The organism is Nonomuraea muscovyensis (assembly GCF_014207745.1).
Classification (GTDB): Bacteria; Actinomycetota; Actinomycetes; order Streptosporangiales; family Streptosporangiaceae; genus Nonomuraea; species Nonomuraea muscovyensis.
Genome location: NZ_JACHJB010000004.1, coordinates 738,950 through 763,475, shown reverse-complemented (window position 1 = coordinate 763,475; position 24,526 = coordinate 738,950). Strand labels below are relative to the sequence as shown.

The following is a 24,526-nucleotide window of genomic DNA, read 5'->3' as shown; positions in this document are numbered from 1 at the left end:
TCCTGAAATATAGCCAGGCCTTTACGACATATGAATGTCATGACATATTGGCGTTTGCTCCGTAAGAGAACAGTCGGAGGGTACGCATGGGAGTGCGGAAGCGGTCGTTAGGTTTCACTGCGGTCCTGGCCGCGTCCGGGCTGGCCCTGGCCGCCTGCGGCCAGTCATCGGGAGGCGGCGGGGACACGATCGAGCTCACGATCGCCCAGAACGCCATCGCGGGCGGCAAGAACGCCGCGGCCGCGGAGTTCATCGCCAACTGGGTGATCCCCAAGTTCGAGGAGGCCCAGAAGGCCAAGGGCAAGGACGTCAAGGTCAAGTTCGTCCCCAGCGGTGTCGACGACGAGCAGTACAAGACCAAGCTCTCCCTCGACCTGAAGTCGGGCAAGGGCGCGGACGTGATCGACATCGACGGGATCTGGGCCGGCGAGTTCGCCCAGGCCGGATACATCAAGCCGCTGTCGGAGCTGGTCGGCCCGGAGGCCGACTCCTGGGACGGCTGGCAGCAGATCCCCGAGGCCGTGCAGGGCATGGCCACCTACGAGGGCAAGAAGTACGCGCTGCCCGTCGGCACCGACGGCCGGGTCCTCTACTTCAGCAAGCCGGTCTTCGCCAAGGCCGGACTGCCCGCCGACTGGCAGCCGAAGAGCTGGCAGGAGGTGCTCGACGCCGGCGCCAAGCTCAAGGCAGCGGGCGTTCCGGTGCCCATCCAGATCAACGCCGGCACCGCGATGGGCGAGGCCACCTCCATGCAGGGCGTGCTGCCCCTGCTGGCGGGCGCGGGCGGCGAGGTGCAGAAGGACGGCAAGTGGACCGGCGCCTCCCAGCCGCTCAAGGACGCGCTCGGCCTCTACCAGAAGATCTACGGCGGCGGGCTCGGCGACCCCAGGCTCCAGCAGGACGCCAAGGGCCGCGACAAGTCGTTCCAGCGCTTCGCCGAGGGCGAGGTCGGCATCCTCATGGAGGGTGACTACTTCTGGCGCGGCGTCGTCAACCCCAAGGACGGCATCGCCAAGATGGACGACCGCGATCAGAGCGTCGGCTACGCTCTCATCCCCGCGATCGAGCCGGGCAAGGGCATCCGCGGCCAGGACTTCGTCAGCATGTCCGGCGGCGCGCTGCGCACGGTCAACCCGCACAGCAAGCACCCCAAGGAGGCGTTCGAACTGCTGGCCTTCACCCTGTCGCCGGAGGCGCTGAAGGAGGAGGCCAAGAACGGCAGCGTGCGCGTCACCCCGCGCACCGACGTCAACAAGGAACTGCTCGCCGGCGACCCGCTGCTGACGTTCATCTCCGAGAAGGTGCTGCCGCTGACGGCCTACCGCCCGCCCGTCGCCGTCTACCCGCAGGTGTCGGTGGCGCTGCAGGAGGCCACCTCCGCCGTGGTCGGCGGCACGACGCCCGACCAGGCGGCGGCCGACTACCAGAAGAAGCTCGAAGGAATCGTCGGTGGCGCAGGCAACATCGCTTCCTGACACCACCGAGGAGCAGCCGGCCCGCCGCTACAGCGAGGACGCGGCGGGCCTGGGCAGGCTGCGCGCGGGCGCCTTCACCGCGCCCGCGCTGGCGCTCATCGCGGTGTTCCTGGTGTTCCCGGCGCTGTGGGTGCTCTACCTGGGGATCACCAACTACCGGCTGACCGGGATCGCCGCGGCCGACCCCAAGGTCGTCGGCATCGACAACTTCCTCACCGCGCTGGCCAACCCCAGGTTCTGGAACTCGACCTGGCTGACCGTGGAGTTCGTCGCCGGCTCGGCGGTGATCGGCCAGGCCGTGCTCGGCTTCACCATCGCCTGGGTGCTGCGCGACCGGCGCGGCCCGCTGCGCCGGATCGTCGAGGGCATCGTCATCCTCGCCTGGATCCTGCCCAGCGCGGTGGTGGCGTTCCTGTGGGTGGCGCTGCTCGACCCCCGCGACGGGACGCTCAACGCGGTGCTCGGCCTGACCGACTTCGCCTGGCTCCTCGACCACCCGATGCTGTCCATCATCGTCTTCAACATCTGGCGCGGCACCGCCTTCTCGATGATGCTGTACGCCGCCGCCCTCGGCAACGTGCCGCCCTCCCACCTGGAGAGCGCCCGCCTGGCCGGTGCGTCCAACTGGCAGCAGCTCCGGGACGTCGTCTTCCCGCACATCAGGGGGCACGTCCTGACCAACCTGCTGCTGATCAGCCTGTGGACGTTCAACGACTTCTCGCCGTTCATGCTCACCGCGGGCGGACCCGACGGCAAGTCGGAGGTGCTGGCCGTGCACGTCTACAACGAGGCGGTGCGCAACGGCTCGCTCGGCTACGGGGCGGCCATCTCCACGATCATCCTGCTGATCAACCTGGTCGTGGCGGTGTTCTACCTGCGCCTGCTCAGGAGTAAGCGATGACGCGGTTCGTGCTCGGCCGGATCGGCTTCTCGACGCTGGTCGCGGTGCTGCTGGCGTTCTTCACGCTGCCGCTGCTGTGGCTGGCGTCGGCGCCGCTCACCACCGACCCGACGTACAAGGTGTCGGTGCCGGACTTCACCTGGGAGAACTTCCAGACGATCCTGGAGCACCCGTACGCGCTGCCGTCGCTGTACAACTCGCTGGTGCTGTCGGTCGGCACGGCCCTGCTCGTGGTGCTGCTGGCCGCGCTGGCCGCGTACGCGCTCAGCCGGGTGCACCTGCCGGGCCGCGACGTGCTGCTGTACGTCCTGCTGCTGCTGTCGTCCATCATCACCGGCACGGCGGCCATGGTGCCGCTGTTCCAGCTCGCCGTGGATCTACAGCTCATCGACTCGCAGTTCGGGCTCATCCTCATCCTGTCGGGTGGCCTGCTGCCGGCGGCGATCTTCATGCTCAAGGACTTCATGGACGCCACCCCCAAGTCGTACGAGGAGTCGGCGCGCGTCTTCGGGGCCACCCCGCTGCAGATCGTCCGCCACGTCGTCGTCCCCCTGGTGCGGCCCGGCCTGGCGACGATCGCGGTGTGGTCCGTGGCCAACGTGTGGGGCAACTTCCTCATGCCGTTCCTGCTGCTGCGGGACGTCGAGAAGCAGCCCGCCGCGGTGATCATGTACACCCTGTACACCGAGGGCGGTCAGGCCAACCTGCGCCTGCTGTCCACGTTCGGCCTGCTCTACTCGGTGCCCGTGGTGGTCATGTATCTGATCGTCAGCAAGAAGTACGGCTTCCGCTTCCACGGAGGGATCAAGCGCTAATGGCCGCCATCGAACTGCGAGGCCTGACCAAGGTCTACCCGGGCGGGGTGCGGGCGCTCGACGCGCTCGACCTGGTCATCCCCGACGGCGAGTTCTTCGCCCTGCTCGGCCCCTCCGGGTGCGGCAAGACGACGCTGCTGCGCACGATCGCCGGGCTGGAGACCGCCACCGGCGGCTCGGTCGTCATCGGCGAGCGCGACGTGACCGGCGTGCAGCCGGGCGGCCGGGACGTCGCCATGGTCTTCCAGGACTACGCGCTGTTCCCGCACATGGACGTCACCGACAACATCGCCTACCCGCTGCGCATCAAGAAGGTCGCCAAGACCACCCGGCAGGCCAAGGCCGCCGAGGTCGGCGCCCGGCTCGGCCTGGAGCACCTCATGGACCGCCGCCCCGGCCAGCTGTCCGGCGGCCAGCAGCAGCGCGTCGCGCTGGCCCGCGTCATGGCGACGCAGGCCCAGGCGTTCCTGTTCGACGAGCCGCTGTCCAACCTGGACGCCCGGCTGCGCCTGGAGGCGCGCACGTTCCTCAAGAAGCTGCAGCGCGAGCTGGGCGTCACCACCGTGTTCGTCACCCACGACCAGGCCGAGGCGCTGGCCATGGCCGACCGGATGGCCGTCATGGAGGCCGGGCACATCCGGCAGATCGGCACCCCCGCCGAGGTGTTCCAGCGGCCCGCCAACACGTTCGTGGCCGGCTTCATCGGCTCCACCCCCATGAACCTCCTCGACGGCGTCGCGCACGGTGGCACGCTGGAGGTGGCCGGGTGCGCGCTGCCCGTCCCCACGTCGGCGGAGGGGCTGCTGGCCGACGGCGAGAAGATCGTGTACGGCGTGCGGCCCGAGTACAACGCCTACGCGGCCGAGCCCGCCGCCGACGCGCTCGGCGGCAAGGTGGTGATCATGGAGAACCTGGGCGCCTCCCACCTGGTGACGCTCGACGTCAACGACGTGATGGTGCAGGCCATCGTGCCCGAGGGCCGCGAGCCGGCCATCGGCGACCAGGGCTGGGCGGTGCCCCGCCGCGACCGGGCGCTCGTCTACCGCGACGGCGAGCTGGTGGCGGGATGACGGTGATCCGGGGCCACTGGAGCCTGGACGACCGGCTGGAGCGGATGCTGCGCGAGGTGGCCTTCGAGGTGCCGCCGGGCGCCGCGGCCGTGACGGTGCGGCTCGGCTACGACCGCGCGCAGGGCGTGCTCGACCTGGGCTGCGCCTCCCCTCAAGGGTTCCGCGGCTGGTCCGGCGGGGCCCGCGACACCTACACGATCACCGAGGACTGGGCGACGCCCGGATACCTGCCGGGGCCCGTCGAACCGGGCACCTGGCACGTGTGGCTGCGGCTGCACCGGGTGCCGCCCCAGGGCCTCGACTACACGCTGGACATCCGCGCCGAGACCGCGGCCCCCGAACGGCCGGCCGTCGCCGAGCCGCCAGCCGCCGAGCGGCCGCCGCGCCGCGACATCCCCGCCCTCGACGGCCTGCGCTGGTACGCCGGGGACTTCCACGCGCACACCCTGCACAGCGACGGCACGCTGACCGTCGGCGAGCTGGCCGCGCTGGCCAGGGGCCGCGGCCTGGACTTCCTGGCCGTCACCGACCACAACACCGTCAGCCACCACCCCGAGCTGGCCGCGCTGGACCGCGGCATCGCGCTGCTGCCCGGCCAGGAGGTCACCACCGACCGCGGCCACGCCAACGTCTTCGGTGACGTCGGCTGGGTCGACTTCCGCGAGAGCGCCGACTCCTGGCTGCGGCACGCCCACGACCACGGCGGCCTGATGTCGATCAACCACCCGCTGGGCGGCGACTGCGCCTGGCTGCAGCCGCTCGCCGAACGCCCCCGGGTGGCCGAGGTCTGGCACTCCGGCTGGTGGGACCGCCGCTGGGGCGCCCCGCTGGCCTGGGCGGACGCCTGGCGCGACGACCTGGTCGCGATCGGCGCCAGCGACTTCCACCGCGAGGGCTCCGACGGGCTGCCCGGCTCGCCCACCACCTGGGTGCTGGCCGAGGACCCCGGCGCCGCCTTCGGCGCGGTCGCGGCGGGCCGGACCGCCATCTCGGCCGGGCCCGACGCGCCACTGCTCGTCAGGCTCGGCGACGAACTGCTCGCCCTGGACGCCGACGGTCTGGTCCTGGTGCGCCCCGGCGGCGCCCGCCAGGTGATCCGCGGCGACCGGGTGCTGGTGCCGGCCGGGGAGGGACGGCACCGTCTGGAAACCCACGAGAACGAGGTGATGGCGCTGTGCGCATGATCAAGGTCGCCAACGCTCCGGTCAGCTTCGGCGTCTTCGAGCTGAGCGACGCCCCGCCGCCGCTGACGGCCGCCGAGATGGTCGCCGCCATCGCCGGCGCCGGCTACGACGGCATCGACCTCGGCCCGATCGGCTACCTCGGCACCGCCACCGACCTGGCGGGCCGGCTGGGCGGGCTGCTGCTCGCCGGCGGCTGGGCCGACCTGCCCTACGGCGACCCCGACGGCTTCCGGGCCAAGCTGCCCGAGCTGGACGCCACCCTGGACGTGTTCGCGGCGGCGCCCGCCGCGGACGGGCCGTTCGCGCCGCGCCCGACGCTCGGCTGCTCCGGGTCGCCCGAGCGCTTCGCCCGCCCCGGCGGGAACGCTCCCGGGCTCGCCCCCGGCGACTGGGCCGGGTACGCCGCCCGCGTGCAGGAGACCGCAGACCGCTGCCGCGAGCGCGGCTTCGAGCCCGTCTTCCACCACCACCTCGGCACCTACGTCGAGACGCCGCAGGACGTCGAACGGCTCCTGGAGCTGACCGACGTGCCGCTCTGCCTCGACACCGGCCACCTGCTGCTCGCCGGCGGCGACCCCGTCACCGCCCTGCGCGACTGGGCGGGCCGCGTCGGCCACGTGCACGTCAAGGACGGCGACACCAAGATCCTCGACCAGGCGCTCGCCGACGGGGCCGACCTGCGCGAGCTCATGGGCCGCGGCGGGTTCGCCCCACTCGGCGAGGGCGAGCTGGACCTGCCGGGCGTGGTCGCCGCGCTGCGCGACACCGGCTACCAGGGGTGGGTCGTCATCGAGCAGGACACGCTGCCGGGCCGCCGCTCCGTCGAGCGGAACATCGCCGACCAGGCCGCCAACCGCGACAAGCTGAAAGAGCTGGGACTGTGATGAGGAGCTCGCTGTGAAGATCGCGCTGCTCGGGTGCGGCGCCGTCACGCAGGCGGTCTACGTGCCGCTGCTGTCGCGCCGCCGCGACCTGTTCGAGGTGACCGCCGTCTGCGACCTGTCGCGCGCGCTCGCCGAGGCCGTGGGCGACCGGCTGGGCGTGGCCGGCCGGTACACCGCCCTGGAGCCGATGCTGGCCGCCGGCGGGTTCGACGCCGTGCTCGTCCTCGCCTCCGGCTCCCACGGCGAGCCGGTACGGCAGGCACTCGCCGCCGGGTACGCCGTGCTGTGCGAGAAGCCGCTCGCGCTGACCCGCGCCGAGGCGGCCGCGCTGCCGGCCGGCCGGCTCATGGTCGGCTACATGAAGCAGTACGACCCGGCCGTGCGCCGGGCCGAGGAGCTGCTGGCCGAGCTGGGCGGCCCCGCCGCCGTCAGGTCGGTCGAGGTGACCGTGCTGCATCCGAGCGGGGAGTCCCAGCTCGCCTTCGCCAACCTCACCCAGGCCCGCGACGTCGACTCCGGCCTGCTCGCCTCGCTGCGGGCGGCCGAGGACGCCCTCGTCTCCCGGGCTCTCGGCGAGTCCGCGCCGCAGCCGGTGCGGGCGCTGTACGCGGTGGCGCTCGGGTCGATCTGCCACGACCTGTCGCTGCTGCGGAGGTTCACCGGGTCGCCCGTCGAGATCTCCCACGTGGAGACGTGGGGGGCCGGGCCGGGCTCGGTCGAGGTCTCGGGCCCGCTGCCCGCCGCCGGGCGGTTCTCCATCCGCTGGCACTACCTGGAGGACTACCCCGCCTACCGCGAGACCGTGGCGATCCACCACGACCGGGGCACGCTGGAGCTGGCCTTCCCCGCGCCCTACCTGATGAACGCGCCCACGACCCTGACCGTCGTGTCCCCGGGCTCCGGCGGGGAGAGCCGCACCGAGTGGCGTGACGTGACCGAGGCGTTCGAGACGCAGCTCGCCGCCTTCCACGCCTTCGTCACCGACGGCAAGCCGCCGCTCACCTGCCTGGCCGGCGCCCTGGAGGACATCGTCACGGCCCAGCGCGTGGCCGCCCGTTACGCCGTACAGCACGACCTGCCCATCGGAGGGGAAGCCGCGTGAGCGCCGAGCAGACCGAAAGGCCCGCCGAGATCGTCGTCGTCCCGCACACGCACTGGGACCGCGAGTGGTACGAGCCGTTCCAGCGCTTCCGGCTGCGGCTGGTGGCGCTGCTGGACGAGGTGCTCGACACGATGGAGCGCGAGCCCGCCTACCACTTCACCCTCGACGGGCAGCTCGCCTGCGTGGACGACTACCTGGAGGTCCGGCCCGAGCAGCGTGACCGGATCGCCGCGCTGGTCGAGTCGGGACGGCTCGCGGTGGGGCCGTGGCAGATCCTGCTGGACGAGTTCCTGTGCTCGGGCGAGAACATCGTCCGCAACCTCGAACTGGGCATGGACCGGGCCGACAAGCTCGGCGGGGCCATGCCGGTCGGCTACCTGCCCGACATGTTCGGCCACACGGCGCAGATGCCGCAGATCCTGCGCAAGGCCGGGCTGCTGCACGCCTGCGTCTACCGTGGGGTGCCGTCGGCCGTGGTGACCGACGTCTTCGCCTGGGTGGCGCCCGACGGGACCGCCGTGCGCGCCCAATACCTCCCGGCGGGCGGTTACGGCAACGGCGCCCACCTGTTCGAGGAGCCGGGACGGCTGGCCGAGCGGGCGGCGGAGTTCACCGGGCGGATGCGCCGGTGGCACGGCCCGGAGGGGCCGCTGCTCGCGATGTACGGCACCGACCACTCGGCGCCGGTGCGCGGCCTGCCGGGCATGGTGGCCGCGATCGGCGCCCGCATGGACACCCTGTCCGGATACATCGCGGCGAACGGTCAGGGCGGGGCCGTGGACGGCCTGCCGCGCGTCACCGGAGAGCTGCGCTCCCACGCCCGCGCGAACATCCTGCCCGGCGTCATCTCCGTCCGCGCGCACGTCAAGCAGGCCATGGGCCGCGCCGAGCGCATGGTCGAACGGTACGCCGAGCCGCTCGCCGCGCTCTGGGGCGAGGAGTGGCCCGGCCGTTTCCTCGACATGGCCTGGTGGCGGCTGGTCGACGCCAGCGGCCACGACTCCGTCACCGGCTGCGGCGTGGACGACACCGCCCAGCAGGTCGCCGCCCGCATCGCCGAGGCCGAGCACCTGGGGCAGGCCGTCCGCGACATGGTGACCGCCAGGCTGGCCGCCGCCGTGCCCTCCGACGGCGTGCTCGTGGTGAACCCGACGCCCGCCGCCCGGCGGAGCGTGGTCCTCGTCGACGTCGCCGGGCACGACCCGCTGGTGGACGCCGCGGGCGACGCCGTGCCCCTCCAGCCGCTGGAGTACGCGCCGACCCTGCTGCTGGACGAGGAGATGGACCCGGCCACGGCGCTGACGTTCATTCACGGCACCGAGCTGTACGGCCAGCAGATCACCGGCTGGTCCGTCGAGGACGGCGTGCTGACCTTCACCGTGGCCCGCGAGACCGCGGCCGCGTTCACGGTGACGGAGCTGCGCGGCAGGCTCGACGGGGTGACCCGGGTGCGGATCGTCGCCGAGCCGCGCCGCACGGTCGCCGCGCTCGTCGAGGTGCCGCCGCTCGGCCACACGAGCCTGCGCCCGGCCCCGGACGACGGCGTCCACGGCCGCGCCACCGCCGGCGGCGCCACCGCGCCCCGGCCCGCCGACTTCAGGGCGATCATCCCGGTCCGGGCGGACGGGCAGGTGCTCGACAACGGCCTGCTGCGAGTCGAGGTGGCGGCCGACGGGACGCTCTCGCTGACCGGCGCCGACGGCGTGACGCTCACCGGCGCGGGCCGGATCGTCGACGGCGGCGACGTCGGCGACACCTACAACCACGTCCCACCGGCCACCGACCGGCTCGTCGGCGAACCCGAGAGCGTCGAGGTGGACCTCGTCTGCTCCGGCCCGCTCGTGGCCGCTCTCGACGTGCGCCGCGTCTACCGCTGGCCGGCGGCCGGCGCCGGGATCGAGGGCACCCCCGAGCTGCCCGCCGCGGCCAGGACGGACGCCACCGAGGAGATCGTCGTCGACACCAGGGTCGAGCTGCGGGCGGACGAGCCGTTCGTCCGGCTGCGCGTCGCCTTCGACAACCGCTGCGCCGACCACCGGGTCCGCCTGCACGTGCCGCTGCCCGAACAGGCGACCGCCTCCCACGCCGAGGGCCAGTTCGCGGTCGTCACCCGCGGCCTGACCGCCGAGGGCGGGTGCGGCGAGGAGCCGCTGCCCACGTTCCCGGCCGCCTCGTGGGTGGCCGCCGGGGGAGTGGCGGCGCTGCTGGAGCACGTCACCGAGTACGAGCTGGTGGAGGAGGGCCGCGAACTGGCGCTCACCCTGCTCCGCTCGGTCGGCTACCTGTCGCGCAACCGACACGCGCTGCGTCCCGAGCCCGCCGGCCCCCAGCTGCCCACACCCGCCGCCCAGTCGCGCGGCCCGCGCTCGGTGGACCTGGCGCTCATGCCGTACAGCGGGACCTGGTCCGCGGTGCCGCCGGCGGCGGAGACGTTCCGGCACGACCTGCTGCCGGTCCCCGGCGCGGGCGATCCGTCGCTGCCCCTGCCCCCGCCGGCGGCTGGCCTGTCGGTGACGGGCGACGGCGTGGTCATGACCTCGCTGCGGATGCGCGACGACCGGCGCGAGCTCCGCGTCGTGGCCCTCACCCCGACGGCCACGGAAGCGGTCATCACCGGCCCCTTCACCCGGGCCTGCCACGCCGACCTCCGGGGCCGCGCCGGCACCGCCCTGCCGGTCACCGGCGGAACCCTCCGCCTCCCCCTGAACCCCTGGGAGATCGCCACCGTCCAACTCGCCGACTGAGCGTTGCGGCGTGCTCGCGTAGAGTAATATCTCGGCCATGGTTACCCCCCTCCATGAGGGGCTGGTCAAGATCACTACGCTCGTGCCCGAGCACACCGCGCACATGCTGCGTGCCCTCTTCGATCTGCCCATCCCCGAATCGGCCGAGGCCAAGGTGGTCTCGTGCGACCTGTCCGAGTGCGTACCGGTCGAGTACCGGGCGGACGCGGCCCTGCTCTACGGCGACGGCGCCGAGGCCAGACTCGGCGTCATCGCCGAGGTTCAACTGCGGCCGTCCAAGGCGAAACGCTTCTCCTGGCCGGCCTACATCGCCAACCTGAGGGCCCGCGACCAGTGTCCGGTCTGCCTGGTGGTGATCTGCCCCGACCGGGCCACGGCCAGGTGGGCGGCCACTCCCATCGAGACCGGACACCCGGGGCTGACACTGACGCCTCTCGTGATCGGCCCCGACAACACGCCCGTCATCACCGACGTCGCGGAGGCCATCGGCAACATCGGCCTCGCCGCTGTCTCGGCGATCACCCACAACTACGACCCGCAGGTCAACGCCATCCTCGCCACCCTGACCGAGGCACTGGCATCCGTCGACCTTCCGATCGCCACACGTTACGCTGAGTACGTCCTCGTGTCGCTGAGAGACGATGCTCAGAAGGAGATGGAGCGACTCATGGCCACCCAGACGCACCTCTACCAGGGCGAGTACGCACGCAGCCTCAAGGCCGAGGGAAGAGCCGAGGGGAAGACCGAGGGGAAGGCCGAGGGCGAGGCGGAGGCCGTGCTGCTGCTGCTCGACCACCGGCGGGTTCCGCTGACCGAGGCGGACCGGGCGCGCATCATGTCCACCACCGACCTGGACGTTCTGCGGAAGTGGGTCCTGCGGGCGCCCGCCGTCGAGTCGGTGGAGGAGCTTTTCGCCTAGGTCGTTGACGACCGGGCGGAGCCGTCACTGGTCGTGGAGGCCGAGGCTGCGGGCGGCCTGGATGGCCAGCCAGACCTCGGCGAAGGCGGCGCTCGACGACAGGTCGCGGCCCGTGAGGGCGGCGAAGCGGCGCAGCCGGTAGGCCAGCGTGTTGGGGTGGATGTGCAGGGCCGTCGCCGCGTCGTCCGTGCGGCGGTCGCGTTCCATCCAGGTGCGGGCCGAGGTGAGCAGGTGCGAGTCGTGGGCCTCGTCGTAGGCCAGCACCTCGCCGAGCACGGCGCGCACCAGGGCCGCGAGGACGGCCGGATCGTCGGGCAGCCAGCGGCCGGTGGTGTCGTCGCCGTAGTGCACCATCGCCCGGCCTGACTCCGCGGCCCGGGTCGCCGCCCAGACGGCCTCGCGCTGGGCGACCCGCATCGACTCGCCCGGCGGGAAGGGGCGGCTCATCCCCGCTGCCACTCCCGGCACGGCGGCGACGGCCGGGGCCAGCGCTGGGCCGCCCAGCACGTAGTGGCCGTCGCCGCGGCGCAGCACGAGGTGCGGGTGGTCGTCCAGGGCCCGGCGCAGGGCGTCGTCCGCGACGTCGCGCACCACCAGCAGCACGGTGCCCGCGTCGAGCGGGAGGCCGTGCCGGGCCAGGCGGCGGCGGGCGGCGGGCGGGTCGAGGACGTCCTGGAGGAGTTCGGCCAGCGTCTCGGCGCCCTCGCGGCGGAGCGTCTCGCGCTCGTGGCGGGCCATGGCGACCTGTAGGGCGGCCACGGTGGCGATGTGCTGCACCACGGCCAGCCCCGCCGGGCGGGCGCCCTCCCGCTCGAACGCCACCAGGAAACCGGCCGGCCCGCCCGGCGCCGGCACCGCCAGGACGAACCCGCCGGGGACGGTCGGCGGCGCGTCCGGCTCCGACGGCAGCACGTCCGGCGAGGGCGGCACCGGCACACCGGGCAGCAGCGGACGCCCCTGGGGCGTGCACAGGTAGACCGCGTAGCCCGACAGCCGCTCCAGCCGCTTGAACAGCGTGGCCGCGTCGAGCGCCTCGGCCGCCAGCCACCGCAGCGCGCCGAACACCTGCAACTGCGCGCCCAGCCGGTGCCGGGCGTCCTCCTGCACCGCCGCGGCGACCTCCTGCGCGATGGCGATGAACGGCACAGCCAGCGGCACCTCCAGCACCGGCATGCCGCGCTCCTCGGCTGCGGCGAAGAAGGCCGGGTGCAGCGGCGGCGTGTGCAGGTGCGCGGACAGCGCGAGAGCCGACACCCCGGCGTCGTCCAGCCGTTCGAGGTAGGCGCGCTGCCGGGCGGCGGAGCGCGGCACGCCGATGCCCGTCGTCATGATCACCTCGGCCCCGAGCAGCCACGGGGTCGGGTCGTCCAGCTCGCTCACGTGCGCCCAGGACACCGACCGCCCGAGCCCCGCCTCCCCGGCCAGCAGGCGCAGCTGCAGGGCAGGGGAACGCAGGAGGTCCTCGACCGTCACCTTGTGGTCAGCCACAACACACACCGTAACGGTTCGTGGTGTGGACAATTGTCGCAGGTCAGAGGCTTGGCGAAAACTGCCTGGCATGAACAGAGGTCCCGTCGACTCCGCACAGGTCCCCCGCTTCGCCGGTCCCGCCACCTTCGCCCGCCTGCCCCGCCTGGACGAGGTCGGCCGGGCGGACGTGGCCGTCGTGGGAGTGCCGTTCGACAGCGGCGTGTCCTACCGGCCGGGCGCGAGGTTCGGGCCCGCGGCCGTCCGTGAGGCGTCCCGGCTGCTGCGGCCGTACCATCCGGGGCTGGACGTCAGCCCGTTCGAGCGCGTCCAGGTCGCGGACGCGGGCGACATCGCGGCCAACCCGTTCGACATCGCCCAGGCGATCGAGAGCATCGAGGAGGCGGCGGACGCGATCGACGCCCGCCTGGTCACCATCGGCGGCGACCACACGATCGCGCTGCCGCTGCTCCGGTCGGTCGCCAGGCGGCACGGCCCGGTGGCGGTGCTGCACTTCGACGCCCACCTCGACACCTGGGACACCTACTTCGGCGCCGAGTACACCCACGGCACCCCGTTCCGGCGTGCCGTCGAGGAGGGCGTCGTCGACACCGAGGCGCTCAGCCACGTCGGCATCCGCGGCCCCCTGTACGGACGCAAGGACCTGGAGGAGGACCGCCGGCTCGGGTTCGGCATCCTCACCGCGGCCGACGTCCTGTACCGCGGCGTGCGGGAGGTGACCGACGTGCTGCGGCGGCGCGTCGGCGACCGGCCGCTGTACGTGTCGATCGACATCGACGTGCTGGACCCGGCGCACGCCCCCGGCACCGGCACCCCCGAGGCGGGCGGCCTGACCAGCCGCGAGCTGCTGGAGATCCTGCGCGGCCTGGCCGGGTGCCGCATCGTCGGCGCCGACGTGGTGGAGGTCGCCCCCGCCTACGACCACGCCGACATCACCTCGATCGCGGCCTCCCATGTCGCCTACGACCTCGTCAGCCTGCTCGCCCTGTCGCAGACACCGTCAGACCAGTCGCGGGAGATGTCATGACCAGTGCCCCCATCACCGAGATCGAGACCTACGGCGTCGAGCGCATCCCCGACGCCGACCGCACCGCCCGGCCGTTCGACCTGTTCAGGGTGGCCTTCGGCGGTGCGAACACCTTCGCCACCTGCGTGCTCGGCTCCTTCCCCATCCTGTTCGGGCTGTCGTTCTGGCAGGGCCTGGCCGCCACCGGGCTCGGCCTGGTGGTGGGCGCGCTGATCCTCGCGCCGCTGTCCCTGTTCGGCCCGCTGAACGGCACCAACAACGCCGTCTCCTCCTCCGCTCACCTGGGCGTGCACGGCAGGATCGTGGGCTCGTTCCTGGCGCTGCTGACCGCCGTCGCGTTCTTCTCCATCTCCGTGTGGTCGTCGGGCGACGCGCTCGTCGGCGGCGCGCACCGGCTGGTCGGCCTGCCGGAGTCCGACGTCGCCTACGCCGCCGCCTACGCGATCTTCGCGGGCCTGGTGCTGGTCGTGTGCGTGTACGGGTTCCGCTTCATGCTGTTCGTCAACAAGATCGCGGTCGTGGCGGCGTCGCTGCTGTTCGTCCTGGGGGCGTTCGCCTTCGCCGGGGACTTCGACCCGTCCTACGCGGGCGCGCTGTCGCCGGGAGACCCGCTGTTCTGGCCGTCGTTCATCGGCGCGGCGCTGATCGTGCTGTCGAACCCGGTGTCGTTCGGCGCCTTCCTCGGCGACTGGTCCCGCTACATCCCCGCCGGCACGCCGCGGCGCAAGGTGCTGGCGGCCGCCTTCCTGTCGCAGATCGCCACCATCCTGCCGTTCTTCTTCGGCCTGGCCACGGCCTCGATCATCGCCGCCAGGGCCGCCCAGTACGTGGACCCCGCCGCGCCCAACTACGTCGGCGGCCTGCTGGCCATCGCCCCCACCTGGTACTTCGTGCCCGTGTGCCTGATCGCGCTGATCGGCGGCATGTCCACCGGCACGACCTCCCTCTACGGCACCGGGCTGGACTTCTCCAGCGTCTTCCCGCGCTTCTCCCGGGTGCGGGCCACGGTGTTCATCGGCACGCTGGCGATCGCGTTCATCTTCGTCGGCCGCTTCGCCGCCAACCTGACGCAGAGCATCTCGACGTTCGCCACGCTGATCATCACCTGCACCGCCCCCTGGATGGTGATCATGATGCTCGGCTACGTGACCCGCAGGGGCTGGTACGACCCGGACGCGCTGCAGGTGTTCAACCGGCGTCAGCGCGGCGGCCGCTACTGGTTCGCCCACGGCTGGAACTGGCGCGGCATGACCGCCTGGCTCGCCTCGGCGGGCCTGGCGCTGATGTTCGTCAACCTGCCGGGCCAGTTCGTCGGCCCGCTCGGCGACCTGGCCGGCGGGGTGGACGTGTCGCTGCCGGTCGGACTGGCCGTGGCCGCGCTGCTCTACCTGGCGCTGCTGGCGATCTTCCCGGAGCCGCGCGAGGTGTACGGCCCGGCGGGGCCGCGGCTGGTGCGCACCGCGGACACCCCGGTCCCGCCCATCGTGGACGCGGCGGCCGAGCCGGCCGTGTGACGTGCCCAGCACACCGTCCGGCATCCTGCCCGGCATGATGTCCGGCATGGAACTCGTCGATCTGTCCGTGCCGATCGCCACCGGGATGCCGGTCTATCCCGGCGACCCGGAGGTGACCCTCGCCGCGGCGCTCACCGTGGCCCGCGACGGCGTCAACGTGCTGTCGGTACACCTGGGCTCCCAATCGGGCACGCACGTGGACGCGCCGTTCCACATCGACGACGCGCTGCCCACGCTGGAGGAACTGCCGCTGGAGCGCTTCACCGGACCGGCCGTCGTCGTCGACCGCCGCGGGCTGAGGCCGCGCTCACCCATCGGGCCGGAGGCGTTCGCGGCGGTCCCGGCCGGGATGATCGTGCTGGTGGCGACCGGCTGGTCGGCGCACTGGGGGAGCCAGGCGTACCTGGAGCACCCGTACCTGACCGAGGAGGCCGCCACGCTCCTGGTGGAGCGGGGCGTCAGGACGGTGGGGATCGACGCGCTGAGCGTCGACCCCACCCCGGCGGAGGAGCTTCCCGCGCACCGCGTGCTGTGCGGCGCGCACGCCGTCATCGCCGAGAACCTCACGGGGCTCGACCGGCTGGTCGCCGCGCAGGAGGAGGGACGGGCGGTGGAGGTGTCGATGCTGCCGCTCCGGCTGGGGGCGGCGGACGGGGCGCCCGTCAGAGCCGTCGCGCGGCTCGGTCAGCGGGTGCCCCAGGAGTAGGTCTGCTTGCGCAACTTGAGATAGACGAAGGACTCGGTGGTCCGCACCGACGGGATGGCGCGAATTTTGCTCAAAATTTCCAAAAGATGGCCGTCCCCCTCGCAGACCACCTCGACGATCAGGTCGAAAGAGCCCGCCGTGAGCACCACATAGTCGATCTCCTCGATCGCGGCCAGCTCGTCGGCCACCGTGTCGAGATCGCCCTCGCAGTTGACGCCGATCATCGCCTGGCGCGGGAAGCCCAGCGTCAGCGGGTCCGTCACCGCGACGATCTGCATGACCCCCGCCTCCTGCAGGCGCTGGACGCGCTGGCGCACCGCGGCCTCCGACAGGCCGACCGCCTTGCCGATCGCCGCGTACGGCATGCGCCCGTCGGCCTGGAGCTGCTCGATGATCTGCTTGGACAAATCGTCGAGCACGAATGGCCCGGGCGTTGCGGCGTTGGTGCGGCGCACGCGCGGCGGCGTCGTCATTGCGCGGAGTCCTCCCAGCCGGTCGCGCCGTTACGGGCGCGTTCCCGTCTCATTGCCGTCCTGGTGCGACATGTTGTCAGTTCTGGCGGTCCTGTCAAGCGATTTCGTAGCAATTTGATATCTTCGCCACGAAATCCCTTGTCGAGATGCATGTGCTCTGTAAGAGTCGCGGCATCTCAGCCACCTCACCAGGAGGTCATTGCCTTGACCACCCGTCTGCAGAACTTCATCAACGGTGAGTTCGTGGACGCCAAGAGCGGCCGATTCTCCGACATCATCGATCCCTGCACCGGCGAGGCCTACCTTGAGGCCCCGATCTCCGGCCAGGAGGATGTCGACGCTGCCTACGCCGCCGCGGCTGTCGCGTTCGAGTCATGGGGCCGGACCACCCCCGGGGAGCGGGCCAACCTGCTGCTCAAGGTCGCCGACGCGATCGACGCGCGGGCCGACGAGATCAACGAGGCGGAGTGCCTGAACACCGGCAAGCCGCGCGCCCGCATGGCCGAGGACGAGACCCCGGTGGCCGCCGACCACTTCCGCTTCTTCGCCGGCGCCGCGCGCACGCTGGAGGGCCCGACGGCCGGAGAGTTCCTGGCCGGGCACACCAGCGTCATCAGGCACGAGCCGATCGGCGTGGTCGGGCAGGTCACGCCGTGGAACTACCCGATGATGATGGCCGTGTGGAAGATCGCCCCGGCGCTGGCCGCGGGCAACACGGTCGTGCTCAAGCCCTCCGACACCACGCCGGCCGCCACGCTCAAGCTCGCCGAGATTCTCGGCGAGGTGCTGCCCGCCGGGGTCTTCAACGTCGTCACCGGTGACCGCGAGACCGGCGCGCTCGTGGTCGGCCACCCGACGGCCGCCATGGTCGCCATCACCGGTTCGGTCGGCGCGGGCATGTCGGTGGCCAGGACCGCCGCCGAGGATCTCAAGCGGGTCCACCTGGAGCTGGGCGGCAAGGCGCCCGTCGTGGTCTTCGAGGACGTCAAGGACCTCGGCAAGGCCGCGGCCGACATCGCCGTCGCCGGCTACTACAACGCGGGCCAGGACTGCACCGCGGCCTGCCGGGTGCTGGTCCACGAGAGCGTGCACGACGAGTTCGTGGCCGCGCTCACCGAGGCCGCGGCGGCCACCGTCACGGGCGACCTGTCCGACGAGGACGCCCTGTACGGCCCGCTCAACAACGCCAACCAGCTCGCCAAGGTCCAGGGCTTCGTCGAGCGGGTCCCCTCGCACGCCAAGGTCCTCACCGGCGGCCACCGGGTCGGCGACAAGGGCTACTTCTTCGCCCCGACCGTCGTCGACGGGCTCCGCCAGGACGACGAGATGGTGCAGAACGAGGTCTTCGGCCCGGTCATCACCGTCCAGACCTTCTCCGACGAGGCCGACGCGCTGGCCAAGGCCAACGACGTCCAGTACGGCCTGAGCAGCTCGGTGTGGACCTCCGACCACGGCCGCGCCATGCGGATGTCCAACCGGCTCGACTTCGGCGTCGTCTGGGTCAACACTCACATCCCGTTCGTCTCGGAGATGCCGCACGGCGGCTTCAAACACTCCGGCTACGGCAAGGACCTGTCGGTGTTCGGGCTGCATGACTACACCCGCGTCAAGCACGTCATGCACTACATCGGCGAATAACGCGACAACGGCACGACAAGGAACAGAACCTGGACATGGCCGAGCTGAACGCGATCGAACTCGAAGGCGTCGTCAAGGAGTACGTCTCGCACGGCGAGGCGGTCCAGGCGGTGAAGGGTGTCACGCTGGACATCGCCGAGGGGGAGTTCTTCTCCCTCCTCGGCCCCTCCGGCTGCGGCAAGACCACCACCATGCGGATGATCGCCGGTTTCGAGGAGCCCACCCAGGGCGTGGTGCGGCTGCGCGGGCAGGACGTGACGAACGTCCCGCCGAACAAGCGCGACGTCAACATGGTCTTCCAGTCCTACGCCCTGTTCCCGCACATGAACGTGTGGGACAACGTGGCCTTCGGCCTCAGGCAGCGCAGGACGCCGCAGGAGGAGATCAAGCGGCGGGTCGGCGAGATGCTGGAGATCGTCGACCTGACCGGCCGGGAGAAGCGCCGGCCGCGCGAGATGTCGGGCGGTCAGCAGCAGCGGGTCGCGCTGGCCCGCGCCCTGGTCAACCGGCCGCGGGCGCTGCTGCTCGACGAGCCGCTCGGCGCGCTCGACCTGAAGCTGCGCCAGGCCATGCAGATCGAGCTGAAGCGGATCCAGCGCGAGGTCGGCATCACGTTCGTGTACGTGACGCACGACCAGGGCGAGGCACTGACGATGAGCGACCGCATCGCCGTCATGAAGGACGGTCTCGTGGAGCAGCTCGCCGGCCCGCGCGAGATCTACGAGCGTCCGGCCAGCGCCTTCGTCGCGGGCTTCATCGGCACCTCCAACCTCCTGACCGGCGTCGCGAGCGGCGGCGTGCTGGAGATGGGCGGCGGCCGGGTCCTGGTGCCGGAGCGGGAGGGCGACGTCACGCTGACCGTCCGCCCGGAGAAGATCACGATCTCCGCCGAGAAGCCGGACGGCGAGGTGAGCGTGGTGCCCGGGACCGTCAACGAGGTGGTCTACCTGGGGACCTACACCAGCTACGCCGTGAACCTGGCGGGCGGGACGGAGGTGATGGTGTTCCAGCAGAACGCGCACGACGCCAGGAACATCGCGGAGCGAGGCGACGCGGTGTGGCTGTCGTGGCAGGCGCAGCACTCCTACGCACTAGGAAGTTGACCGAGCACATGAACCACCAGCACGACCCCGCTCTGCTGCGGGGCATGACGCAGCCCCGCACCCGCCGCGAGGCCTTCCGGATCGCCGGTTTCTCCGCCGCGGGCCTGGCCCTGGCCGCCTGTGGTGTGGAGGGGCAGAAGGCGGCGCCGCCGAAGACCGACGCGGTGCAGGACTTCTGGGCCAAGCAGACCAAGCACGGCAAGGTGGTCTTCGCCAACTGGCCGGAGTACATGCCCGAGGACCAGGCGCCGCTGAAGCAGTTCCAGAAGGAGACCGGCATCGCCTACGAGTACAAGGAGGTCATCCAGGAGAACGCCGAGTTCTTCGGCAAGGCCGACCCCGTGCTCCGCGCCGGCCAGTCGCTGGGCTACGACATCGTCGTCATGACCAACGGCATCCAGCTCCAGCACATGATCGAGCTGGGCTACTGCGTGCCGCTGGACCACTCCAAGCTGCCGAACTTCGCGGCCAACGCCGGGGCCGCGTACAAGAAGCGGGCCTACGACCCGAACAACACCTACACGATCCCCTACACCTCGGGTGTGACGGGCATCGCGTACAACACCAAGTACGTCAAGGACGACCTCAAGAGCATCAACGCGCTCTTCGACCCGAAGTACAAGGGCCGGGTCGGGATGATGGCCGACGCCCAGGAGATCGCGAACTTCGGCATGATCGCGCTCGGGGTCGCGCCGGAGGACTCGACCGAGGCCGACTGGCAGAAGGCCGGGGAGAAGCTCAAGGCCCAGCGCGACGCCGGAATCGTCCGGAAATATTACGACCAGTCGTACATCGACGCGGTGTCGAAGGGCGACATCTGGATCAGCATGGCGTGGTCGGGCGACGTCTTCCAGCGCCAGCTCGCGGGCGAGCCGGTCGAGTTCTACGTGCCCGAGGAGGGGGGCACCATCTGGACCGACAACATGCTCATCCCGAAGGGCGCCGCGAACCCGGTCGACGCGCTCATGCTCATGGACTTCCTGTACAAGCCGGCCATCGCCGCCGAGCTGGACGAGTTCATCCAGTTCATCACCCCGGTGCCGGCCGTGCAGGACATCCTCAGGGAGAAGGCCGCCAAGGCCACCGGCGAGGACAAGAAGGCGCTGGAGGAGATGGTCTCCAGCCCGCTCATGTTCCCGACCGAGGCCGACTACGCCAAGCTGCACAGCTACACCAAGCTGACCACGGCACAGGAGCAGGTCTTCAACCCGATCTTCCAGTCGATCACGCAGGCGTAGGTATGAGGCGCCTCACCCCGTACCTGCTGGCGCTGCCGGCCTGGATGTGGCTGGCGATCTTCCTGGTGGTGCCGATGGCCGCCATGGCCTCGGTGTCGCTGCAGACCGGCAACGCCATCGACGGCTTCGCCATGACCTTCAGCGTCTCCAACTACACCGACACGCTGAGCCGCTACAGCACCCAGCTCGTGCGCTCCCTGGTGTACGGCGGCGCCGCCACGGTGGCGATGCTGCTGATCGGCTACCCGGTGGCCTACTGGATCGCCTTCAAGGGCGGCCACCGCAAGTCGATGTACCTGTTCCTGCTGCTGCTGCCGTTCTTCGTGTCGTTCGTGCTGCGGACGATCTCGTGGGGCTTCCTGCTGGCCGACGACGGCATCCTGTTCGGGACGCTGAAGGGCTGGGGGGTGCTGCCCGCCGACTTCCACGTGCTGGCCACGGCGTTCGCGGTGATCGCGGGGCTGACCTACAACTGGCTCCCGTTCATGATCCTGCCGATCTACGTGGCGCTGGAGCGGGTGGACCCGCGCGTCGTGGAGGCGGCGCAGGACCTGTACGCCTCCCGCACGGCGGCCTTCCGGCGGGTGGTGCTGCCCCTGTCGCTGCCCGGGGTGTTCGCCGGGGTGCTCATGACCTTCGTGCCCGCCACGGCCGACCCGGTCAACGCCCAGGTGCTCGGCGGCACGTCCAACACCATGATCGGCAACATCATCCAGACCACCTACCTGACGAACCTGCAGTACCCGACGGCCTCGGCGCTGTCGTTCACGCTCATGGCGATGCTGCTCGTCGGCATCTTCGCCTACGCCAGAGCGCTCGGCACCGAGAACGTGCTGGAGGCGGCGGCGCGATGACCAGACTGCGCGGGAAACTCGGCGACCGGCTGCTGCACGCCTACACCTGGCTGATCATCGCCTGGCTGTCGTCACCGATCGCCGTGATGATCCTGTTCGGGTTCAACGACAAGAAGAGCAAGTCCAACACGAGCTGGCAGGGCTTCACGCTGCGGTGGTACCAGGAGCTGTTCGGCATCTCCGACCTCACCACGGCCCTGTTCAACTCCATCTACATCGCGGTGGCCAGCACGGTCGTCACCGTCGTGATCGGCACGATGCTCGGGCTGGCGCTCGGCCGGCACCGCTTCAAGGGCCGGGGCGTGACCAACTTCCTGGTCTTCGCCGCCATCTCCACGCCCGAGTTGGTCATGGGCGCCTCGCTGCTGTCGCTGTTCGTCTCCGCCAACCTGCCGCGCGACGCCCTGACGATCACGATCGCGCACGTGCTGTTCTCGCTGTCGTTCGTCACGGTGACCGTACGGGCCCGCGTCGTCACGCTCGACCCGTCGCTGGAGGAGGCGGCCCGCGACCTGGGCGCCACCGGCTGGGGGACGTTCCGCCAGGTGACGCTGCCGGCGATCATGCCGGGCGTGGCGGCGGGCGCGATGCTGGCCTTCGCCCTGTCGATCGACGACTACGTGGTCACCAGCTTCGTCAACGGCTCGACCATCACCTTCCCGCTGTGGATCATCGGCTCCGTCAAGACGGGCATCCCGCCGCAGGTCAACGTCATGGGAACGCTCATCTTCGGTATCGGGGTGCTCATCGCGATCGCCAACGCGGTCGTGGCGCGCCGTCGCACCTAGCACCCCCACACCTGCTTCCCCCCGCGCCCCCGCGGGGGGTTACGCGTACTCCGGCAAAGAACAGGGAGGCGAGATCGGATACCGGCGGGGGGAACCCGCGCGAGGTCAACATCCTTGAGATTTCGCAATCACATCACTGACAAGACACTGTAGGGAAGTGGGATTTGTGGATCCGCTGAAGGCGCTTGCTGACGCGGAGCGCAAGCCGTACTGGCTGGACACCCCGGCCAGACCCGAGCCGCGACCGCGGCTCATCGGAGACACGAGCGCCGACCTGGTCGTCGTCGGCGGAGGCTTCTCGGGGCTGTGGACCGCCCTGATGGCCAAGGAACGCGACCCCGGGCAGGACGTCGTCCTGCTGGAGGGGCGCCGGATCGGCTGGGCGGCCTCCGGCCGCAACGGCGGGTTCTGCATGGCGACCCTCACCCACGGCCTGGCCAACGGCCTGGAACGCTGGCCGGACGAGATCGACCGGCTCGAACGCCTGGGCGTGCAGAACCTCGACGAGATCGAACGGACCCTGGAGCGCTACGGCATCGACTGCTCGTTCGAGCGCACCGGCGAGCTGAACGTCGCCACCGAGCCGTGGCAGCTCGAAGGACTGAACGAGCATCTCGACCTCATCACCGAACTCGGCCTCGACTACCAGGTGATGGATCGGGAGCAGGTGCGGGCCGAGATCGACTCGCCCACCTACCTCGGCGGCCTCTGGGACCGCCGGGGCTGCGCGATGCTCGACCCGGCCCGCCTGGCCTGGGGCCTGCGGGAGGCGTGCCTGCGGCTCGGCGTGCGGGTCTACGAGCGCACCCCGGTCCGCACGCTCGACGACGACGGGACCACCATCAGCCTGCGCACCCCGCACGGGGTGGCCTCCGGGCGCCGGGTCGCGCTCGGCACGGGGGTGTTCCCGCCGCTGCTGCGCCGGCTCAAGCATTTCGTGGTGCCGGTCTACGACTACGCGCTGATGACGGAGCCGCTGTCGGACGACCGGCTCGGCGCGATCGGCTGGCACAACCGGCAGGGCGTCGGCGACTCGGCCAACCAGTTCCACTACTACCGGCTGACCGACGACAACCGGATCCTGTGGGGCGGCTACGACGCCGTCTACTACAACGGGGGCCTGGTCAAGCCGGAGTACGACCAGCGCGACCAGACGTTCGTCACCCTGGCCGGACACTTCGCCGCCACCTTCCCCCAGCTCCCGGACGTGCGCTTCACGCACCGCTGGGGCGGCGTGATCGACACGTGCAGCCGGTTCAGCGCCTTCTACGGCCGGGCCCACGGCGGGCGCCTGGCCTACGCGGTCGGCTACACCGGCATGGGCGTCGGCGCCACCCGTTTCGGCGCCAACGTCATGCTGGACCTGCTGTCGGGCGAGCACACCGAGCGCACCGAGCTGCGCATGGTGAAGGAGAAGCCGGTCCCGTTCCCGCCCGAGCCGGTGCGGTCGGGGGTGATCCAGTTCACCCGCTGGTCGATCGCCCAGGCCGACCGCCACCAGGGCCGGCGCAACCTGTGGTTGCGCACGCTCGACCGGATGGGCCTCGGGTTCGACTCCTGATCACCTGCCGACCGGCCGCGGCGGCCGGGTGCCGGACGGCCGCCGCGGCCACCAGACTGGTGGCATGAGGATCGAGTTCGAGGCCGACGGAGTCGGGCTGGCCGGCGACCTCCGGGTGCCGGCCGGGGGACGCGGGCCGCTGCCCGCGCTGGTGCTCACCGGGCCGTTCACCGGCGTACGCGACCAGGTGACCGGGCTGTACGCCGAGCGGCTCGCCCGCGAGGGGTACGTGACGCTGGCGTTCGACCACCGCAACTGGGGCGAGTCGGCGGGCACCCCGCGCCGGCACGAGGACCCGCAGGGCAAGCTGCACGACCTGCGCGCCGCGGTGTCGGTGCTGCGGTCGAGGCCCGAGGTCGACGGCGAGCGGATCGGCGCCGTCGGCATCTGCCTCGGCGGCGGCTACGCGCTGAGGTTCGCCGCCTTCGACCCTCGGGTGAAGGTGTTCGCCGGGATCGCCGGGGCCTACAACAACCCCTACACGATGCGGGCCGGCATGGACTACCAGGCCGCCCTGGCCGGCCTCGGCGAGGTGCTGGAACGTCAGGACCTGGGCGGGCCGGTCGAGTACCTCCCCGCCGTGGCCGAGGAGGGCGAGGCCGCCATGCCGGGCGACGAGCCGTACGCCTACTACGGCACCGAGCGCGCCGCCTCGGCCTCCTGGGCGAACGAGGTGACCCGCGCCAGCATCCGCGAGCTGATCACCGTGGACAACATGATGGGCGCCGACTTCCTGTCGCCCAAGCCGGCGCTCATCGTGCACGGGGTGGTCGACCGGTTCTGCTCGCCGGAGGGCGCCGAGGAGGTGTTCCGGCGGCTCGACGAGCCCAAGCGGCTCGTCTGGCTCGACGCCCAGCGGCACATCGACCTCTACGACGCCGAACCGTACGTGTCGCAGGCCGTCGAGGCGACCGCGGCCTTCCTGCGCGAACATCTCTGACGCACCCGCCCTGAGGTGTGACAAGGCGGGCATGAGGGGATGGATCGTCGTGACCCCCGGTGACATCTCGGGGGTTGCGGCGTGCGTGCGACAAGACGTGGT

General features: G+C 71.4%; 21 protein-coding genes. 19 read left to right on the top strand and 2 right to left on the bottom strand.

Annotation, left to right across the window (positions count from 1 at the left end):
• Positions 1 to 86 precede the first annotated feature (86 nt).
• Genes FHU36_RS41265 through FHU36_RS41225 form a run of 9 tightly spaced genes read left to right on the top strand, consistent with a single transcriptional unit; the run spans position 87 to position 11,094 of the window.
• A complete protein-coding gene (locus tag FHU36_RS41265; protein WP_185089521.1) occupies positions 87 to 1,475 on the top strand; it encodes an extracellular solute-binding protein in 1,389 nt (462 codons plus the stop codon).
• Positions 1,450 to 2,376, top strand: coding sequence for a carbohydrate ABC transporter permease (locus FHU36_RS41260; RefSeq protein ID WP_185089520.1), 927 nt, complete (start codon positions 1,450 to 1,452; stop codon positions 2,374 to 2,376). The genes FHU36_RS41265 and FHU36_RS41260 overlap by 26 nt, the downstream gene beginning before the upstream one ends.
• A complete protein-coding gene (locus FHU36_RS41255) occupies positions 2,373 to 3,191 on the top strand; it encodes a carbohydrate ABC transporter permease (RefSeq protein WP_185089519.1) in 819 nt (272 codons plus the stop codon). The genes FHU36_RS41260 and FHU36_RS41255 overlap by 4 nt, the downstream gene beginning before the upstream one ends.
• A complete protein-coding gene (locus FHU36_RS41250) occupies positions 3,191 to 4,261 on the top strand; it encodes an ABC transporter ATP-binding protein (protein WP_185089518.1) in 1,071 nt (356 codons plus the stop codon). The genes FHU36_RS41255 and FHU36_RS41250 overlap by 1 nt, the downstream gene beginning before the upstream one ends.
• Positions 4,258 to 5,445, top strand: coding sequence for a CehA/McbA family metallohydrolase (locus FHU36_RS41245; RefSeq protein ID WP_185089517.1), 1,188 nt, complete (start codon positions 4,258 to 4,260; stop codon positions 5,443 to 5,445). The genes FHU36_RS41250 and FHU36_RS41245 overlap by 4 nt, the downstream gene beginning before the upstream one ends.
• Positions 5,442 to 6,329 carry a TIM barrel protein gene (locus FHU36_RS41240; RefSeq protein WP_221497405.1) on the top strand — a complete coding sequence of 296 codons (888 nt, stop codon included), beginning with the start codon at positions 5,442 to 5,444 and terminating at the stop codon, positions 6,327 to 6,329. Before FHU36_RS41245 ends, FHU36_RS41240 begins: the two co-directional genes overlap by 4 nt.
• 13 nt (positions 6,330 to 6,342) lie before the next feature.
• Positions 6,343 to 7,431: a Gfo/Idh/MocA family protein gene (locus FHU36_RS41235; protein ID WP_185089516.1), complete on the top strand. Its 1,089-nt coding sequence runs from the start codon at positions 6,343 to 6,345 to the stop codon at positions 7,429 to 7,431.
• Complete coding sequence (locus FHU36_RS41230) at positions 7,428 to 10,175, top strand: glycoside hydrolase family 38 N-terminal domain-containing protein (protein WP_185089515.1); 2,748 nt, start codon at positions 7,428 to 7,430, stop codon at positions 10,173 to 10,175. The genes FHU36_RS41235 and FHU36_RS41230 overlap by 4 nt, the downstream gene beginning before the upstream one ends.
• 37 nt (positions 10,176 to 10,212) lie before the next feature.
• Complete coding sequence (locus tag FHU36_RS41225; protein WP_185089514.1) at positions 10,213 to 11,094, top strand: RpnC/YadD family protein; 882 nt, start codon at positions 10,213 to 10,215, stop codon at positions 11,092 to 11,094.
• A gap of 24 nt (positions 11,095 to 11,118) precedes the next feature.
• Here the strand turns inward: FHU36_RS41225 and FHU36_RS41220 are convergent, their stop codons facing one another.
• Positions 11,119 to 12,582, bottom strand: a complete 1,464-nt coding sequence (locus FHU36_RS41220) for a PucR family transcriptional regulator (protein WP_312892193.1) — start codon at positions 12,580 to 12,582, stop codon at positions 11,119 to 11,121.
• Between the two features lie 70 nt (positions 12,583 to 12,652).
• Here FHU36_RS41220 and speB point away from each other — a divergent pair, with 70 nt between their 5' ends.
• Genes speB through FHU36_RS41205 form a run of 3 tightly spaced genes read left to right on the top strand, consistent with a single transcriptional unit; the run spans position 12,653 to position 15,829 of the window.
• Positions 12,653 to 13,609 (top strand): agmatinase, encoded by a 957-nt coding sequence (gene speB, locus FHU36_RS41215; protein WP_185089512.1) that lies wholly within the window; start codon positions 12,653 to 12,655, stop codon positions 13,607 to 13,609.
• Positions 13,606 to 15,123 (top strand): purine-cytosine permease family protein, encoded by a 1,518-nt coding sequence (locus FHU36_RS41210; protein WP_185089511.1) that lies wholly within the window; start codon positions 13,606 to 13,608, stop codon positions 15,121 to 15,123. Before speB ends, FHU36_RS41210 begins: the two co-directional genes overlap by 4 nt.
• A 46-nt stretch (positions 15,124 to 15,169) precedes the next feature.
• Positions 15,170 to 15,829, top strand: coding sequence for a cyclase family protein (locus tag FHU36_RS41205; RefSeq protein ID WP_185089510.1), 660 nt, complete (start codon positions 15,170 to 15,172; stop codon positions 15,827 to 15,829).
• Here FHU36_RS41205 and FHU36_RS41200 read toward each other — a convergent pair.
• A complete protein-coding gene (locus tag FHU36_RS41200) occupies positions 15,808 to 16,302 on the bottom strand; it encodes an Lrp/AsnC family transcriptional regulator (protein ID WP_185089509.1) in 495 nt (164 codons plus the stop codon). The genes FHU36_RS41205 and FHU36_RS41200 overlap by 22 nt on opposite strands.
• 204 nt (positions 16,303 to 16,506) lie before the next feature.
• Here FHU36_RS41200 and FHU36_RS41195 point away from each other — a divergent pair, with 204 nt between their 5' ends.
• From FHU36_RS41195 to FHU36_RS41165, 7 genes are all read left to right on the top strand, one after another.
• On the top strand, positions 16,507 to 17,940 hold the full coding sequence (locus FHU36_RS41195; protein WP_185089508.1) for a gamma-aminobutyraldehyde dehydrogenase: 1,434 nt from the start codon (positions 16,507 to 16,509) through the stop codon (positions 17,938 to 17,940).
• Between the two features lie 35 nt (positions 17,941 to 17,975).
• Positions 17,976 to 19,043: an ABC transporter ATP-binding protein gene (locus FHU36_RS41190; protein ID WP_185089507.1), complete on the top strand. Its 1,068-nt coding sequence runs from the start codon at positions 17,976 to 17,978 to the stop codon at positions 19,041 to 19,043.
• 8 nt (positions 19,044 to 19,051) lie between these two features.
• On the top strand, positions 19,052 to 20,281 hold the full coding sequence (locus FHU36_RS41185; RefSeq protein WP_185089751.1) for a polyamine ABC transporter substrate-binding protein: 1,230 nt from the start codon (positions 19,052 to 19,054) through the stop codon (positions 20,279 to 20,281).
• Positions 20,282 to 20,283: 2 nt separating this feature from the next.
• Positions 20,284 to 21,135, top strand: coding sequence for an ABC transporter permease (locus FHU36_RS41180; protein WP_185089506.1), 852 nt, complete (start codon positions 20,284 to 20,286; stop codon positions 21,133 to 21,135).
• The gene (locus tag FHU36_RS41175; protein ID WP_185089505.1) at positions 21,132 to 21,923 is read left to right on the top strand and encodes an ABC transporter permease; all 792 of its coding nucleotides are present in this window, start codon (positions 21,132 to 21,134) and stop codon (positions 21,921 to 21,923) included. The genes FHU36_RS41180 and FHU36_RS41175 overlap by 4 nt, the downstream gene beginning before the upstream one ends.
• Before the next feature lie 166 nt (positions 21,924 to 22,089).
• Positions 22,090 to 23,484, top strand: a complete 1,395-nt coding sequence (locus FHU36_RS41170) for an NAD(P)/FAD-dependent oxidoreductase (protein WP_185089504.1) — start codon at positions 22,090 to 22,092, stop codon at positions 23,482 to 23,484.
• 64 nt (positions 23,485 to 23,548) lie between these two features.
• Positions 23,549 to 24,424, top strand: a complete 876-nt coding sequence (locus FHU36_RS41165; RefSeq protein ID WP_185089503.1) for an alpha/beta hydrolase — start codon at positions 23,549 to 23,551, stop codon at positions 24,422 to 24,424.
• Positions 24,425 to 24,526: the final 102 nt, after the last annotated feature.